Source organism: Methanocalculus taiwanensis (genome assembly GCF_024372745.1).
In the GTDB taxonomy this organism is placed as follows: Archaea; Halobacteriota; Methanomicrobia; order Methanomicrobiales; family Methanocorpusculaceae; genus Methanocalculus; species Methanocalculus taiwanensis.
In genome coordinates this window covers 39,846-53,648 of sequence record NZ_VOTZ01000008.1, presented here as the reverse complement: position 1 = coordinate 53,648, position 13,803 = coordinate 39,846, and the positions used below count along the sequence as shown (strand labels likewise).

Sequence of the window (13,803 nt, the reverse complement as noted above, 5' to 3'; positions counted from 1 at the left end):
TCATCAAAGATTCATCTCATCAAAAATGGTGGATATCCGTCAATATCACCCCGAAGATGCCGTGCCAGCAGCATCGCCTGCGCATAGGGCAATAGGCCAAGCGGAATCCTCTCGTTGAGATATCCATGCATAACCTCTTCCGCCTTCCTCCTCTGCCATGCTGCAAGGACCGTCTTCCGCGCTGTATCTGTCAGGATCACCGCCCCATTCTCCTTCACCATGAAATCATCTGTCGAAACAACCCGATTATTGATCAGACTTAGCACAAAACGATCTCCAATATATGGCCTGAACTCTTCCATCAAATCCAGTGCAAGGCTCATTCTCCCCGGTCGGGCGCGATGCAGAAACCCAACCTGGGGATCCAGTCCAACAGATTCAAGAGCTGATGCACAGTCAACCGCTATCATCGTATAAATAAATGACAATAAAGCGTTCACCCGATTCAGCGGAGGCCTCCTGCTCCGGAACTCAAACATGAATGTCGGATCCTGCGACAGAATCAGATCCTCAAAACAGTCAAAATAATACTTCGACAGAATTCCCTCTCGACCCCTCAGCTCATTCAGCGTCACGGGTGGCGACTCCTTCAACAGGCGAACACCTTCTGTCAGCCGCTGAAGATTCTCTTTTAACGTTGGTGAAGTCATATCGGGGTAATCACGACCAAACCGCTGCAAAACACTACGGCAATTCAGTAGTTTCCCGAGAACACAATTGATTGCAATCCGGGTTGCCGCCGCCTCCTCATCCGAAAGAAGATACTGCCTCTTGCGAAGCAGGACATTCCCGGACACCCATCCCGAAACCCGTCCGAGAAACTTACCATATGGTGAAACAAATGCAAGACCAACATTGCGGGATGTGCACAGCTCCATAGCACCCGGACTTGCTCCCATAAACCCAAAACAGATGACGCTCTCCAGGTTGTGGATCGGTAATCGTCCCACCTCCTTCTGCTCAACAGAAATGACAAGGTTCTCCCCGTCTTTTTTAAGGTAGGAGTCGGGATTCGTGACATACAGAGTGTTCAGCAGTTTTCTCATGATTAATCTCCTCTGATACTGTCGGCAAGGTAGCGGTCTACCGAACGCCTGCGTGAGGAGACATTTGGCATGCAGAGATCGATAAGAGAGCAATTCTTGCAGTGTGGTAGCAGAAGTGCCGGAGGGGTGATGCCTGCATCATAGAGTTCATACATCCCGGCGACTAATTCCGCCACTCTGCGGCGAATTTCATCATCAAAGAGTACCTCCGTTCGCCGCCTGGTCTTGCCATAATATAAATATCCCTTTTCAATCCGGGTTCTGTACATCTCCTCAAGGCAGATCGCCTGAGCGCACAGTTGCACCTCGTCGCGGTCGTCCGGCTTCTTCCTGCCCGCCTTATACTCCACCGGCACAACGGTCCAATATCCCTCTCGTCCGGAGATCGCAACCCCCGTATCCGAACGATGATACTCAACCACGTCCGCAATTCCGTACACCTTCAATGAATGTGAAACCAGAGGCACGCTCCGCGAGATCAAAAGATCGCCCCGGCTCTCTGTAAAGAAAGGATCATCTGCATTCCTGTGCATCTGTCTGCCTCCGAAGGTGAGCACGTTCTCTTTCCACAACTGCTCGATATGGATAAGCGCCCACTGCCGCCTGCAGAATGCAAAATGCTGGATGCCGCTGAGCAGGAGATAATCATCGGGATTCATAAGGATTTGCTCTCCAATGAAGCATTATTATAAGCCGGATTATAAGAATCTATCAATGGAGAGAGCTGACTCTGGGGAAGGGATGGTCGATGTTAAAAGCAGTTTTGGGAGATTATCCGGAAGATCAATATCGATATATTCCTTAATATATGAGAATTTCGGGCTCAGATTTTTGAATAATCCCTGCCATATATCCCAGGAAATCATCATATGCGAGATTCCAGTGGTAAATCTCTTCTGTGATTGGCGGTATATTCAGCTCTTGCAGTTTATAGGAGGCTATTTGCAGCGAATGCCTCTGTAATTCACGCCAGTCGCAATACCCATTCTGTATTCTATTGACGATTTTCTTGTCCGCCACAGCAATACGTGAAACTTTTTCAATTACCTTGAAATTCTTTTCAACACACGGAAAATCCTTTATATCTTCAAATTTGAGCAATTCTTTATGTATCGGTTTGCTGCCATATATTTTAAGTTCTCGCTCGATAGCCTCGGTCACGAGAGACGGGGAAATGTCAACTCCTCTTTCAATGAGGTTACGCAAGACAGAGGCGGAATTTTTTAATACGGGATTTGAATTTAACATATTGCTCTCTGAAAGACAAAATGTGTGCATTTCAGAAACACCATACTCACCATTTCGGTTGACACGCCCCGCCGCTTGCAACAATGAGGTTAGGGATGCAAGCTCACGGAAACCGGTTCTAAACGAAAAGTCAACACCCGCCTCCACGCAGGATGTGGCGACAAGCATCCAGTCGTCATCATCGGGACTTTTAAGCCGCGACTTCACCCGCTCAAGTGTTTTCTCCCTGTCGTTCGCCGTAAGTGAGGTTGACATATGCTCTACACGTTCGCGCCCGTATTTTTTGCATATATAATCTGCGACTAATGCTGCGTTTTGCACTGTATTGAGTATAACAAGCCTTGGCCCTTGCGATTGCGCTACAACTTCAACAAACTCCTCCAGCGGCTGTGGCGTCAGATTAGCCCGATATTCTATGCGCCTGTCTTCGAATGCACTGAGCGAAGCTCGTAAGGATGGATTTGCAATATTTGGGACCTCCAACTTCTCTTCGGATATCTCTTTGATTTCCCAGAATTGATTGAGCGAACCTGAAGCCAGCATCCAGTAGCATGACCATTCGTTCGCGTAAATATTCATCCACCGCCATGCTAATGGTAATAAGTGCGCAGGCAGAGCGGCATGTGCCTCATCCACAAATACTGCGCTGCCTGCCAACTCATGAAGCCGCCTAAGTGCAGATGGAGTTTTCGCCGCAAGGGTTTCAAAGAACGCAACCGCTGTTGTGACGATAATCGGCGCACGCCATAGCGCTGTGAGATGCCGCGTATCCTCACTTTCAAATTCGGCGCGATGGTGCAGTTCAGCCACAACCTCTTCGCCATTTTCGTCTGGGAAAACCAGTGCTTCACGGTATCTCTCGACCGACTGCTGAATGATATTTGTAAACGGCAACACCACAATTATTCGGCGCAATCCACGCTTACTCGCTTGCGCCAACAGATGCGCCATGACCGCGGTTGTTTTGCCTGAACCAACGGGAGCATCACAGGAGGCGATGTTTTCGCATATTGACGAGTCCCTGAACACCGTATACATTTCAGAGCGCAGCCGATTTCGTTCGTGATCTTCTCCGGTTTTACCCAGTGTTTCAACATAACTATCCAATAACGTAAGACGCTCTTCCGGACGAAGCGGAATAGGATACGATGACTCAGGATGTTTGCCGTAATGCGAAGCGGTATCAGTATGATCGGCATCCACCAGGCATGACAGCAGCATGCGCAGGAATACCGATAAATCGCCTGATGGCATGTCATTTTCTATTACCGGTCTTGCGCTAATGTTGCTGGTGTGTATTTGCGAATATTCCGACAAGGATGTATCAATACATGTCTTAATGCTATCATCGCGGAATGCCGAATCCCCGCGGGTACTTTCTCTGGAAAAATCCGGAAGCCCAATATGGTGCGCTGCGATAGAAACAGCAGCAAGAAGAGAGGGTGATATGTCATCAAGTAAAAAAGCCGCACCTGCATCCGCATGATTAAGTGGCAGACGTTTTGCCTTTATCTGTCCAGATAAAATGAGCTGATTTTCCTTATCGAGTTTACCTAAATCGTGGAAAATTGCTGCAACTTCCGCTGTATTTTCAAGCAATTCTCCATCTGTAAGGGAGTATCGGGCAGCGTAAGACGCATGACACCGGGCTTGTTCTAATACTCCGTTGATATGCTGCGTATATGTCTGGGCAGGATACCCATCCTTCGGACTATGAGCGAAATATTCCTTCACAATGTCATCAAATCGACTAAACTGGAGACACGAGATGTAAGATCCGGAGGCAACGATGTCCTGTCCTCGTAGTCAGACCATTCATTTGAGGGATCGGAAACATTACCAATGCGAATGGGCGTCAACGCTTCAAGCAACAGATAGTCCGGACAGCTTCCAAGTGCGTTTGTATGCTCGATATACCAGGCATGTCGGATTCGTACATCAGGACGTATGGCTGAGCGGTTCAAATCGTACGCCTTTGGGATTAGCAGTTTTAGCAGTTCAATATCGTCAGCGGTACAGCCGCTCTTTCCTGCATAATTCGGATTGATAAAGAAAGGCATGCAATACACGCCATGCTGTACGATCCGGAACGCAAGCGGTGCCATTCCGGCATTTTTACCCTCTTGTACACCTGCTTTATTTGTGTTTGTATGGCGTACAATAGCTATCGGTGATATGGAAACTCCAACTCCAAACTGAACCACACCAGTTTTTATGAAGCCTTTTGCCGCGCCTTCTTCAAGGAATGTGTTTCCGAATATACGGGCATCCCAATATTTTTTTACGAATGTGCTGTTTAAGAAGGACTGTTGGTCAAATTTTTTTATATCCCCCATCTCTTTTTGAATTGCAGTACGTTCACGCCCGCGTGATTCAAGTATGCGATAGTGGTCTGGATTATCTCTAAACCTCTCTGGCAGGCTTCGAAATAATGGACTCTCTTCATCCTCAAGCAAATCGCGTAGCTTACGTTTGAAGGATACTGGAGATATTTCGCCACGACCATTCGGGCGCTGGCGAGGTTCGCTCTCACGATCGGGGTCGCCGTTAGGGTTTGAGTTCACAGCTTCAATTACCAAAAGTCCTGTTGCGCGTTTGATTTCATTTGTCATCTGAGCATACCTCCTCAGTAGATTGTTTGTTCGTCAATTTGGGAAGATCCGCAAGGTAGCCGATAAACAACTGAGCTTTTTCCAAGTCCCCAAAACGGATATCCTCTGTCATTTTTTGGTGCAGCTGTGGCATGAGTAAGCCATACTGGCGCTTGTACCACGCCGCCAAGCCGCTTTTATCCTTACCCTGACGTCTGTACTGATCAGCCCACGCTATGTACGGATTCATTCGTGTACTCAGCAGAGCCAAGGCTTGTGCCGGTGTTTCTGACGCTGTTATGAACACAGAGTTTCCTGCCAGTTGCGGCGGCACTTCGCCTTCGCGCTTGATCTCACAATACAGCGCGTGCAGCTCGTCGGATATTTTCAGTAGCTGCCCGATTAAATATGCCGTGTCTTGCATGTAAGCCTCCTTGTTTATGCCGCTCTTGTAAAGGAGCAGTCCGAGTAAGGGAAATAAATTGCCAATTTCCGGTTTTCGCTCATTAACCATTTTTTCTTTTTGCTTATCACTGACAAGATGCTTGCCTCTTGGCAGGTTATTACCGATAAACAACATCAAACCTAATGAGTTCGCGGTTACGCCTCCAGCAAATCGCACTATTTGTGACGCCATTGATTTGTCCAAGAGTAGCTCCATGCCTTGATAGTAACGAATTAACATAACTCCTCTCTTGCCATCTGCTCGTTCGCCATTTTGTTTCCAAACTTTGTTTGCGATTTTTGCGATACTTAAAGGAAAAGGCGTTATGGGGTCAATTTTTGTAATAGGGGGAAGATTGTGGCACCCTTGTTGCCACTCGGTAGCTGCGTTTATCAGCCCGCCTGGGGTCAGATTGCGTGAAAAAATCACCTTTGCTCGTTTAGATAGGGCTGGTGGTATTTGCTGTAATGCAAACACATGGATATTTTCCGGCTTCTGCTTTGTTTCAAGCCCTTTGAGTGTTTTACTAAACTCTTCTGCAACCTTTTCAAATCTGGTTGTGATATCACTCTTATTTTCTGTATTGCCGAAAAGAGCCGCAAATTTTGGGAGGACTTCTGGAACCTTGTTAGGATAGATAAACAGCATTGCATCCTTGTCAATTCTGCGCCATGTAATATTTTCATTGTCAGGTTTCACAATCCATTCTAGCGAGGTTTTTAGGGTGTCACGATTCGCCTTGTTAATCGGAAAAGATTTGTCATCAGCCTTCCCATAGCGAAACTGGCACACTTGTTCATGGAACATGGAACGTAACGCCACCTCAAATCCCGGTGTGAGTCGAACAGATGGCATGGGTTCGCCAAGATCTGCATATGGGGCTCCAAAAGCGTCTAGTTGATCGCTTCTTTCAGGCTGAAGATCACTTTCATTGGCAAAAAGCCAATCATTCACTTGCTTAGTGGTGTTCTCATTGGCTATTGGATATTCGAATCTCTCCCAATTTGTCAAATCAAATATAATTGAAATCGACCCGAAATCGTCTTCTGGCTGCTTCTTTTCATTTCCATTATGAATAAGCAGCGGCAGATATGCTTTAATATCGCTTGATAATTTCTTCCAAACATGCTTCTCAAGGGTGCTACGCAGCGTATCAATGTCAAGCGATGCGGTGATCTTCATCAGCGCGGTGATTGCACTTTTTTCAGGTGCATTTGGTATTTGAGTGCGCAGGCAGCGCAATATCTTTTTACGAAATTTTGGAATCCAATTATCGGCAGTGCATATTGATTTCAAATAGCCTACATCCAGCTCTATTTTACCCTCATAAATCGATTTATAATAGTCTTTATCCTCCTTCGAGGTAACACGATAAAACGGTGCAATATTGAAAGCGGGAAATGTCCCCTGATTATTGCCAAATTTTCTGCAGACCCTAACCAGATCCTTACTCATCAGTTCAACGTCTGATACAAGGCCATCATCGCTAAGCCATATGCGATAGCAGGTTCCATTTGGCAATAGATTGTAATGGGGGTGCCACCCCTGTGGCTTGATATTGTTGTTTGCAAGGGTTACAGACAGATGGTGTAGCTCGTTCAGCATGACCTATCTCCTTTCAAGTACATCAGTACACCTCCTGTAATCTCAACATCCGTATCATACTGATATGCAACTTCGGATTGATAGCCCTCTGAAAACACCTGCCGTAGCATGGAAGGAATAACTGTTGCCTCCATATCGGACATGATTTGTGTGTCATCGCGAAACTCGCCGAAATAGGATGGCGTGAACTCCCGCCATCCTAAGTATGGTACAGAAAAGCACTGTCCACGTTTCAGCCTTCTGGTGAACATTTCCTGATATGCGTGCCCCGGCGAAGTGGTCGCCTTATCCCAGTTCTTTGCCGCTTGAGGTAGCTTGTCTTTTATTTTATACGGCACAACTTCGGCGTACAAGCGATAGCAGACATCAATAAGGACGGTGGCGGAAAGCTGATAGCAGTTACCTTTTTTTATGTTTTCATTTTTTCGTAGCGGGCCGCCATAATTTGTGTAATAATTATGAAACTGTATCGGCGCACATATTTCCACCTTAAGTGGAATAATTTCAATCGCAGGTCCCCACATCACAGACTCAAAAATAGCTTTAACAGCCGAGTATGTAGGTGCCGGATAGCTGACGGGGTTGTCACCCGTATCCGGTCTTGTCCACATAGCAGTGTCGCCAGCAATTTCCATCTGAACGATATATGTTATCGTTTTCACCTCTTAGCTGTTTAAACAGGTAGATTTCCGATATCTTCGAACATTCCTGAAATAGTACCTACTTCCTTATTTATGACTACTACATCAAGGATCTCTGATACCCATCTTTCTGCACCCTTTTAATCACCAAAAACATTCAATGGATGATTGGTATCCTTCTATTTTTATGTAATTTGTCTGAACCCTATCCCTTTATTTGATAATTCCTTCTCAATGGCCAAATACCTTTTGCCGCTGATACACTACTTATGTATGCTCATCTGGATGAATTCAATTAACTGGGGTGGCTGCTCGTTATAGGGATCGAATCTTCAGCTTTACGTCCAAAATTCAGCTCATCAGCCCGTCCGGAGGGCAGTATGGAGGTATGCAAGGTGTTCTGGTGGAAACATAACTCCAGGAGCGGACAGTATTCTTCAGCGAAGGTTCACCGGACATTGCATGTACAACCAAAGACCGATACACCCAAGTCAGTAGAGGATTACGAGATCACGGTGGATCCTCTGGAGGGTCTTGAACCAGTAATCTTTGATGGGATGTAAAAAAGCTCCGACACTGACATAATTGGTAGGCTCCCACGATGAAGTATCAGCTGGTGCCGGGCATCTCTACCCTGGCAATGCCTTTCATCATATCTTCAAGTGCCATGAGTGCAGGATTGTAACGTGAGATTAGTTTCGTATTGCCCTCTCACTTGAGCAAAATTACAACCTTTTCAGCGAGATCTAAAGCAGACTTAACCTTCTGTGGGTTTACATCATATGCTGGATCATCATAGTCACTTTGGTTTCTCCATAGTCTGAGGGATGTGAGATGTCGGGCGATCTCATTCCTACCGTTTTGTTTAAGGAATTCACGGAGTTCACGATGATCATCATCATTGTCAGCCGGTGAAAATGAAAAATTATCTTTGGCGTAGTATTTTGCATGGCAGAAGGCAGCATAATATGCCCTGCTGATTGAACTTCGGTAGCCAGCTTCCTGGGGTATTTTCTGGTCAATTGCACTTTCAAACAAATATTTAGCCACTTCGATATAATGAGACCACTGAAACTGCATTGATTACACCGTTGGAGGTCGGAAATCTGTTGTGACGATAAACCAGCCCGTCTGATCGATTAAGGCCTTTTCATACATGTTGCATATGCTGTCGATTTTTTCCATTACGTCAGCATCATAGTGGGATTGGCGAATAAAAAGGGTCAAATATTCGTCATATATTTCGGGATCGGAGTAGAGTTCAAGTGTAACCTGGGCAGTGTTGCCAAAAGTCTCTTCTGTCAGCATGCATGCATAGAGCACCACGTCATAAAGCCCGATATTTTGACGGAGATAGCTGGCTACCTCTCCGGGGTTTGGGATGATAAATTCAAGGTACTGTTGCAATGATAGGAGCGATTGCTCAATATCAAAAGGGAAGGTTGTACTTTCCCCGGGATAGGATGATAAAAACTGGTCTTGATTGAATATTTCACAGAAGCTCATACAGGTATGGCCAATGTATTTTTCTAAAAGCTGTTGAAGGTGAATTCTCCATGAGTATCCATCTTTATTCAGGTAAGAATCACTTGTGCTATGCCATATTGTTCGCGGTGCATGATATTGATTGATTAACCAACCACTCTCCATCTAATTGCCCTCCAGCTCAAAGCATGTTCTCATTTTATCGGTAATACTCCCTTCGAATATCTCTCGCACCTCTCGGTGTGCATTTTCGAGCCATTCATCCACTTCCTCATGAGAAATCATCTGCCGTTTTGCCAGATAGTAATCTGTTGAGAGAATAAATGTTGAGTGCCCATGTCTCTCCTGAATTCCACGTGTAAGTTGGAGTCGGCAGATATCGCGCATATTGGCATAGGGAAATTCGCATCCAACGATAAAATTGACAAAATCTTTTGGGAGTTTCTCTCCCAGAAATGGATGAAAATTAAAGTATTCACTAAGTGAACCTCCATCTTGAGGAATTTCGATTTTATCAAGGTATAACAGGCCAATCCGGTCTATTCCCGTAATGGTTGTGATCTTCTGGATTGTATTGAATGCCATTTGAATACTGGGGAGAAATACTGCCCATGATGGATATGGCTGCAAACAGTGGATAGAGAGAATACGGTTTCCTATATGAAGCTGGATTCTGGGTTTTTCAGATTGGAGTGTAACACGCTCTATTGGTATAATTTTATGCCCAATCTTATCTTCTTTTGCTGTTATCTCAAGTTCCTGGACCTTATGTATTACTTTGTGAGGGAATGCATCTTTCACTTTCTCATAAAGTTGATCCGCAATGTCCTTTGGCCATTGCGTATCTTGTGGGAATCGAAACTCACAGACCGCTTCGATAACAGGGGGGTTGCGATATGAAACCATTTCAATTCTCGTGACTAAGTGTAGTTTTAGGTGGTGGTCTTGACCTGTACCTGATTTGGATTATCGATGGGATGGATAATGAACCTTTTGAAAAGAAGTATGAGGGATTCCTCAAGACGAATCAACGCCGCCAACAGGACTCGAACCTGTGACATGCTGGTTAACAGCCAGCCACTCTACCAACTGAGTTATGGCGGCACTCAAGTTGCCTAATTACATTGCCTGTGCCAGAACTTAAAGATTGTTAAGTAATCCCCGCTTCATCTCCTTGAGAGCACGGATGAATGCATCAAGCTCATCAGGGATTCCCTTCAGCATCTCCCGCATCTCCGGAGTTGCATATGCACCCGTGGAAGACGCGCGGATATAGCCCATCTGCTCGAGGATGCGGAGGGAATACCGCACCCGGTGCTGCGGCTGGTTCAGCACCTCGGCGAGCTTGATGATCCCAATCGGCTCATGCTCGACAACAGCACGGGCAATTGAAAGGTGCCTCTCAATCAGTTCAATTTCGTCACGGAGCTTTTCAAGCATATGCATCCCTCCTTCTCTCTTTCCATCTCTCTTATAATCCCAAACTCATTCAGATACCGCACACATCGTCTATCTGTTTCACCTCTTCCATTCCGGTTCATTTCTGTGTTCAGAAGATTCGTTAGGATCAGGCACTCTCATTCTGTTCAGATGGCTCTTCTGGTTTTGCATGAATCTCAAGCCATTCCTTTGTTGCGATATAGTGTTTCCGCGTGAGCAGCCCGGATAGGATTGTGATAAGGGCAAGGATGACAAGCACAGGATTTTTGTATCCTGCCTCCGCCGGAACAATGAAGAAGATAGCAACCGCGGCTGCAGCGGCAAATAAGAAGATGTTGAGGAGTATGACAACAGTAATATATTTTATCTTAAAGACCTGCTTTGCCGATTCTTCCATATGATGGTATATGTATTTCACATAATATATGCCCTGCCACGCTATGTCATGCACACCCCCGGGCATTGACAATCGATCTGCTGCCTGCCTCACAATCATTTCAGGGAGCTGCATATCCCTTCCTGAGAAAAGCCTTCTCCGGTGTGATGCCGGGAAACCGGTTTAATTGAGAAGATATTGATTTATAGTGATAATTACTATTGTTCTGTCAGGATATGCGGGGACATTCTTCTGCCTGGCTGGCAGCCGGCCTGTTCATTATCGTACTTATGTCTACAAGTACCGCAGGGTGCATGGGAGGAGATGATATCGACCCCCTCTTTAACGACTGCACACAGGCACTCTCTGCTCATCGTGCATCCCTTGACAACTACCTCCTCGTCTACACCATAGGAATCGATCTCTGGAATGTCGAGCTTGCGGGGGATACTCCAAACCCACGGACGCTCAGGACACAGATTGCGCGTGAAGAGGCGTTTCTTACTGAACTGTCGGATAAGCACTGGGGACTCACCCTTTCGGTCGGCAGGTTCTCCGACTACTCAAAAAACCTCGAGGGAAGCAGGGGTGAATGGGCATCCGGAATAGCACGGGATCTCCGCGTCTATGACGAAGAGATGTGGAATGTACAGAATACTTTCAAAGGCCGCCTTGGCTCTCTCGCCCAGTATGTTGATCTCGTCGAGAGCGGAAATGGAAAGACCGCAGAAGCCCTCTCCTACCTCGAGAGTGCCAACAGGCTATCAGCAGATGCCGGAAATGCCATTGCGAGGGCGGATGCCGCCCGTGCCAGTGCCGAATCGCTCTATGCCGATGCCCCCTTTCCGAAGGTACATCTTCTCTGATGGTACATTAGTACCCGATGAATGCTCTTGATAACGCCCTCCTGAATGCCAATTTCAAGGCTTATGCAGCATACGGCACCTCCTCAGATGCCAATATCCGCTACCTCACATCATTTCGGACGAGCGATCCGGTCATCTACCTGAAACGGTATGGCGAAGAAGGGATCATCATCGTTCCGGCGATGGAGGTGGAACGCGCCGCCATCGAGTCGCCATGCACCGTCATGAGCCGGGCAGATGCAGGATTCTTTGATATCCTCAGGGAAGAGCCCGATCCTCTGAAGGCAACCGGGCGGATGATTGCGGATCTCTCAGGTGGCCCGATCCTCGTTTCGCCCGAGTTCCCCTTTGGCCTTGCGCAGGCGATAGCTCCCCATCAGCCGATTCAGGTTGATATGGACACACTCTCTGCCATGCGGTCGAAGAAGACGGCTTCTGAGATCGGGATGATGCGGGAGTCGCAGGCAGCAGCAGAAGATGCGCTTGAAACGGCGCTTACCATGATTAAGCGGGCAAAACCCACCGGAGAACTCCTGGTGACTCCGGAGGGCAGGATCCTCACCTCCGAAGATGTCAGGTACGCAATCCACGCGACCCTCCAGAAACACGGATGCAGGGGCATTGATACAATAGTGGCCTCCGGTAAAGAGACCTCAATGGTACATCTCAGGGGCAGAGGCTCGCTTGCAGCCAACGCTCCAATCATCATTGATATATTCCCCCAGCATGAAGAGACCGGGTACTTCGCCGATATGACACGAACAGTTGTCCGGGGAGAGGCGTCTCCTGAGATCCTGGAGATGTATGCCGCGGTATCAGATGCAAAAACACTTGCTTTTTCGCTCCTCCGTGCAGGTGCAGATGGCTCTGCCCTTTATCAGGCTGTCGTCTCATTCTTTGAAGATGCCGGATATGGGACAGAACCGCATGGTTTTGTCCACAGCCTCGGACATGGGGTAGGGATCGAGGTGCATGAAGCTCCATCACTCAGTACCAGGGGGGGGCCGCTTGCTGCTGGTAATGTCGTCACCATTGAACCCGGCTTATACTATCCCGGCATCGGCGGGGTGCGGATCGAGGATATGGCCCTTGTCACAGATGGGGGCTATGATCGGATTACCCGGTTTAGGGAGGTATTTTGCATATGAATGACGAGATGATTGATCAGTATAAACAATCAGGCCGGCTTGCGAAAAAAATCCTGCATAAGGGTGCACGAATGATCGCCCCTGGCGTATCACTCGCCGAGGTTGCCGATTGCGTCTGCACGATGATCCATGATGAAGGTGCAGGAATTGCCTTTCCTCCAAACATCTCCCTGAATGAAGCAGCCGCACATGATACGGCCGCCCCCTCCGATGATCGCACTTTTGCAGCAGGCGATCTCGTCAAGCTTGATATCGGCATTCATATCGAGGGGTATATAGCAGACACCGCCCTCACCGTCGATCTCGGGGATAATGCCCTGCTGGTCGAGGCATCACGTGCAGCACTGGATTCAGCCCTCTCAATGGCAAAACCCGGTATTCGTGCAGGTGAATTAGGGGCTGCGATCCAGGAGGCGATCGTTTCACGCGGATTCCGGCCGGTTTCCAACCTCACCGGACACGGTCTTGATCTCTACTCGCTGCATGCCTCTCCATCTGTCCCGAATATCGGATCAGGCGGTGGAACACTGCTTAAGGAAGGAATGGCTATAGCCATTGAGCCGTTTGCATCAACCGGATCCGGCAGGGTCAACGAGGGAGGGAGGGTTGAGATTTTTTCCCAGATTGCAGTCAAGCCAGTCAGAACGCCTGCCGGGCGGAAGATCCTTGAAGAGGTCCGGGATCGGCGGGGCCTCCCCTTTGCCCGGCGATGGCTTTCAACCGATCGTGCAGATCTTGCCCTCACCGCCCTGATCAGGCAGGGGGTTCTCCGATCCTATCCTGTTCTCCAGGATGTTCCGGGATCGCTCGTATCCCAGGCAGAGCACACGATCATCGTCACTGAAGATGGATGCATTGTCACCACAGAATAGAGATACTCTTATTCGGATTCCCGGACAATATACAAGGTTA

The 13,803-nt window shown here is 47.5% G+C and carries 16 protein-coding genes and 1 tRNA gene; 5 read left to right on the top strand and 12 right to left on the bottom strand.

Annotated elements, in window-relative coordinates:
- Positions 1-11: 11 nt before the first annotated feature.
- From cas1c to cas5, 6 genes are all read right to left on the bottom strand, one after another.
- Positions 12-1,046 carry a type I-C CRISPR-associated endonuclease Cas1c gene (gene cas1c, locus FTO68_RS05080; RefSeq protein WP_255332297.1) on the bottom strand — a complete coding sequence of 345 codons (1,035 nt, stop codon included), beginning with the start codon at positions 1,044-1,046 and terminating at the stop codon, positions 12-14.
- A 2-nt stretch (positions 1,047-1,048) separates the two neighbouring features.
- Complete coding sequence (gene cas4 / locus FTO68_RS05075) at positions 1,049-1,705, bottom strand: CRISPR-associated protein Cas4 (protein WP_255332296.1); 657 nt, start codon at positions 1,703-1,705, stop codon at positions 1,049-1,051.
- Between the two features lie 142 nt (positions 1,706-1,847).
- On the bottom strand, positions 1,848-4,028 hold the full coding sequence (locus tag FTO68_RS11950) for a CRISPR-associated endonuclease Cas3'' (RefSeq protein ID WP_255332295.1): 2,181 nt from the start codon (positions 4,026-4,028) through the stop codon (positions 1,848-1,850).
- Entirely contained in the window at positions 4,025-4,906 is an 882-nt protein-coding gene (locus FTO68_RS05065; RefSeq protein ID WP_255332294.1) for a type I CRISPR-associated protein Cas7, read from the bottom strand. Before FTO68_RS05065 ends, FTO68_RS11950 begins: the two co-directional genes overlap by 4 nt.
- On the bottom strand, positions 4,896-6,935 hold the full coding sequence (locus FTO68_RS05060) for a hypothetical protein (RefSeq protein WP_255332293.1): 2,040 nt from the start codon (positions 6,933-6,935) through the stop codon (positions 4,896-4,898). The genes FTO68_RS05065 and FTO68_RS05060 overlap by 11 nt, the downstream gene beginning before the upstream one ends.
- Positions 6,929-7,570, bottom strand: a complete 642-nt coding sequence (gene cas5, locus FTO68_RS05055) for a CRISPR-associated protein Cas5 (protein ID WP_255332292.1) — start codon at positions 7,568-7,570, stop codon at positions 6,929-6,931. Before cas5 ends, FTO68_RS05060 begins: the two co-directional genes overlap by 7 nt.
- A 305-nt stretch (positions 7,571-7,875) precedes the next feature.
- Between cas5 and FTO68_RS05050 the strand changes: the two genes are divergently transcribed.
- Positions 7,876-8,139, top strand: coding sequence for a type I CRISPR-associated protein Cas7 (locus tag FTO68_RS05050; protein ID WP_368659877.1), 264 nt, complete (start codon positions 7,876-7,878; stop codon positions 8,137-8,139).
- A gap of 148 nt (positions 8,140-8,287) precedes the next feature.
- On the opposite strand, the gene FTO68_RS05045 is transcribed toward FTO68_RS05050, so the two are convergent.
- The 6 genes from FTO68_RS05045 to FTO68_RS05020 all read right to left on the bottom strand — a co-directional run bounded on the left by FTO68_RS05045 (position 8,288) and on the right by FTO68_RS05020 (position 10,898).
- Positions 8,288-8,656: a HEPN domain-containing protein gene (locus FTO68_RS05045; RefSeq protein WP_255332291.1), complete on the bottom strand. Its 369-nt coding sequence runs from the start codon at positions 8,654-8,656 to the stop codon at positions 8,288-8,290.
- Between the two features lie 3 nt (positions 8,657-8,659).
- Positions 8,660-9,226: a hypothetical protein gene (locus FTO68_RS05040; RefSeq protein ID WP_255332290.1), complete on the bottom strand. Its 567-nt coding sequence runs from the start codon at positions 9,224-9,226 to the stop codon at positions 8,660-8,662.
- On the bottom strand, positions 9,227-9,967 hold the full coding sequence (locus tag FTO68_RS05035) for a TIGR04255 family protein (RefSeq protein WP_255332288.1): 741 nt from the start codon (positions 9,965-9,967) through the stop codon (positions 9,227-9,229).
- A gap of 125 nt (positions 9,968-10,092) precedes the next feature.
- A tRNA-Asn gene (locus tag FTO68_RS05030) sits at positions 10,093-10,165 on the bottom strand.
- Between the two features lie 36 nt (positions 10,166-10,201).
- The gene (locus FTO68_RS05025; protein ID WP_255332287.1) at positions 10,202-10,501 is read right to left on the bottom strand and encodes a hypothetical protein; all 300 of its coding nucleotides are present in this window, start codon (positions 10,499-10,501) and stop codon (positions 10,202-10,204) included.
- Positions 10,502-10,628: 127 nt separating this feature from the next.
- Positions 10,629-10,898 (bottom strand): hypothetical protein, encoded by a 270-nt coding sequence (locus FTO68_RS05020; RefSeq protein ID WP_255332286.1) that lies wholly within the window; start codon positions 10,896-10,898, stop codon positions 10,629-10,631.
- Positions 10,899-10,941: 43 nt separating this feature from the next.
- Between FTO68_RS05020 and FTO68_RS05015 the strand changes: the two genes are divergently transcribed.
- From FTO68_RS05015 to map, 4 genes are all read left to right on the top strand, one after another.
- Entirely contained in the window at positions 10,942-11,064 is a 123-nt protein-coding gene (locus tag FTO68_RS05015; protein WP_255332285.1) for a hypothetical protein, read from the top strand.
- A 127-nt stretch (positions 11,065-11,191) separates the two neighbouring features.
- Positions 11,192-11,743: a hypothetical protein gene (locus FTO68_RS05010; protein ID WP_255332284.1), complete on the top strand. Its 552-nt coding sequence runs from the start codon at positions 11,192-11,194 to the stop codon at positions 11,741-11,743.
- Between the two features lie 17 nt (positions 11,744-11,760).
- Positions 11,761-12,891: a M24 family metallopeptidase gene (locus FTO68_RS05005; RefSeq protein ID WP_255332283.1), complete on the top strand. Its 1,131-nt coding sequence runs from the start codon at positions 11,761-11,763 to the stop codon at positions 12,889-12,891.
- Positions 12,888-13,763, top strand: coding sequence for a type II methionyl aminopeptidase (gene map, locus FTO68_RS05000; RefSeq protein WP_255332282.1), 876 nt, complete (start codon positions 12,888-12,890; stop codon positions 13,761-13,763). Before FTO68_RS05005 ends, map begins: the two co-directional genes overlap by 4 nt.
- The last annotated feature ends 40 nt before the right edge of the window (positions 13,764-13,803 follow it).

Bases quoted from the DNA above. Each gene is read 5' to 3' on its own strand.
- cas1c (WP_255332297.1), bottom strand. From the start codon at position 1,046: ATGAGAAAACTGCTGAACACTCTGTATGTCACGAATCCCGACTCCTAC.
- FTO68_RS05035 (WP_255332288.1), bottom strand. From the start codon at position 9,967: ATGGTTTCATATCGCAACCCCCCTGTTATCGAAGCGGTCTGTGAGTTT.
- map (WP_255332282.1), top strand. From the start codon at position 12,888: ATGAATGACGAGATGATTGATCAGTATAAACAATCAGGCCGGCTTGCG.
- FTO68_RS05060 (WP_255332293.1), bottom strand. From the start codon at position 6,935: ATGCTGAACGAGCTACACCATCTGTCTGTAACCCTTGCAAACAACAAT.
- FTO68_RS05010 (WP_255332284.1), top strand. From the start codon at position 11,192: ATGGGAGGAGATGATATCGACCCCCTCTTTAACGACTGCACACAGGCA.
- FTO68_RS05025 (WP_255332287.1), bottom strand. From the start codon at position 10,501: ATGCTTGAAAAGCTCCGTGACGAAATTGAACTGATTGAGAGGCACCTT.
- FTO68_RS05020 (WP_255332286.1), bottom strand. From the start codon at position 10,898: ATGGAAGAATCGGCAAAGCAGGTCTTTAAGATAAAATATATTACTGTT.
- cas4 (WP_255332296.1), bottom strand. From the start codon at position 1,705: ATGAATCCCGATGATTATCTCCTGCTCAGCGGCATCCAGCATTTTGCA.
- FTO68_RS05040 (WP_255332290.1), bottom strand. From the start codon at position 9,226: ATGGAGAGTGGTTGGTTAATCAATCAATATCATGCACCGCGAACAATA.
- FTO68_RS05005 (WP_255332283.1), top strand. From the start codon at position 11,761: ATGAATGCTCTTGATAACGCCCTCCTGAATGCCAATTTCAAGGCTTAT.
- FTO68_RS05015 (WP_255332285.1), top strand. From the start codon at position 10,942: ATGTCATGCACACCCCCGGGCATTGACAATCGATCTGCTGCCTGCCTC.
- FTO68_RS05065 (WP_255332294.1), bottom strand. From the start codon at position 4,906: ATGACAAATGAAATCAAACGCGCAACAGGACTTTTGGTAATTGAAGCT.
- FTO68_RS05045 (WP_255332291.1), bottom strand. From the start codon at position 8,656: ATGCAGTTTCAGTGGTCTCATTATATCGAAGTGGCTAAATATTTGTTT.
- cas5 (WP_255332292.1), bottom strand. From the start codon at position 7,570: ATGGAAATTGCTGGCGACACTGCTATGTGGACAAGACCGGATACGGGT.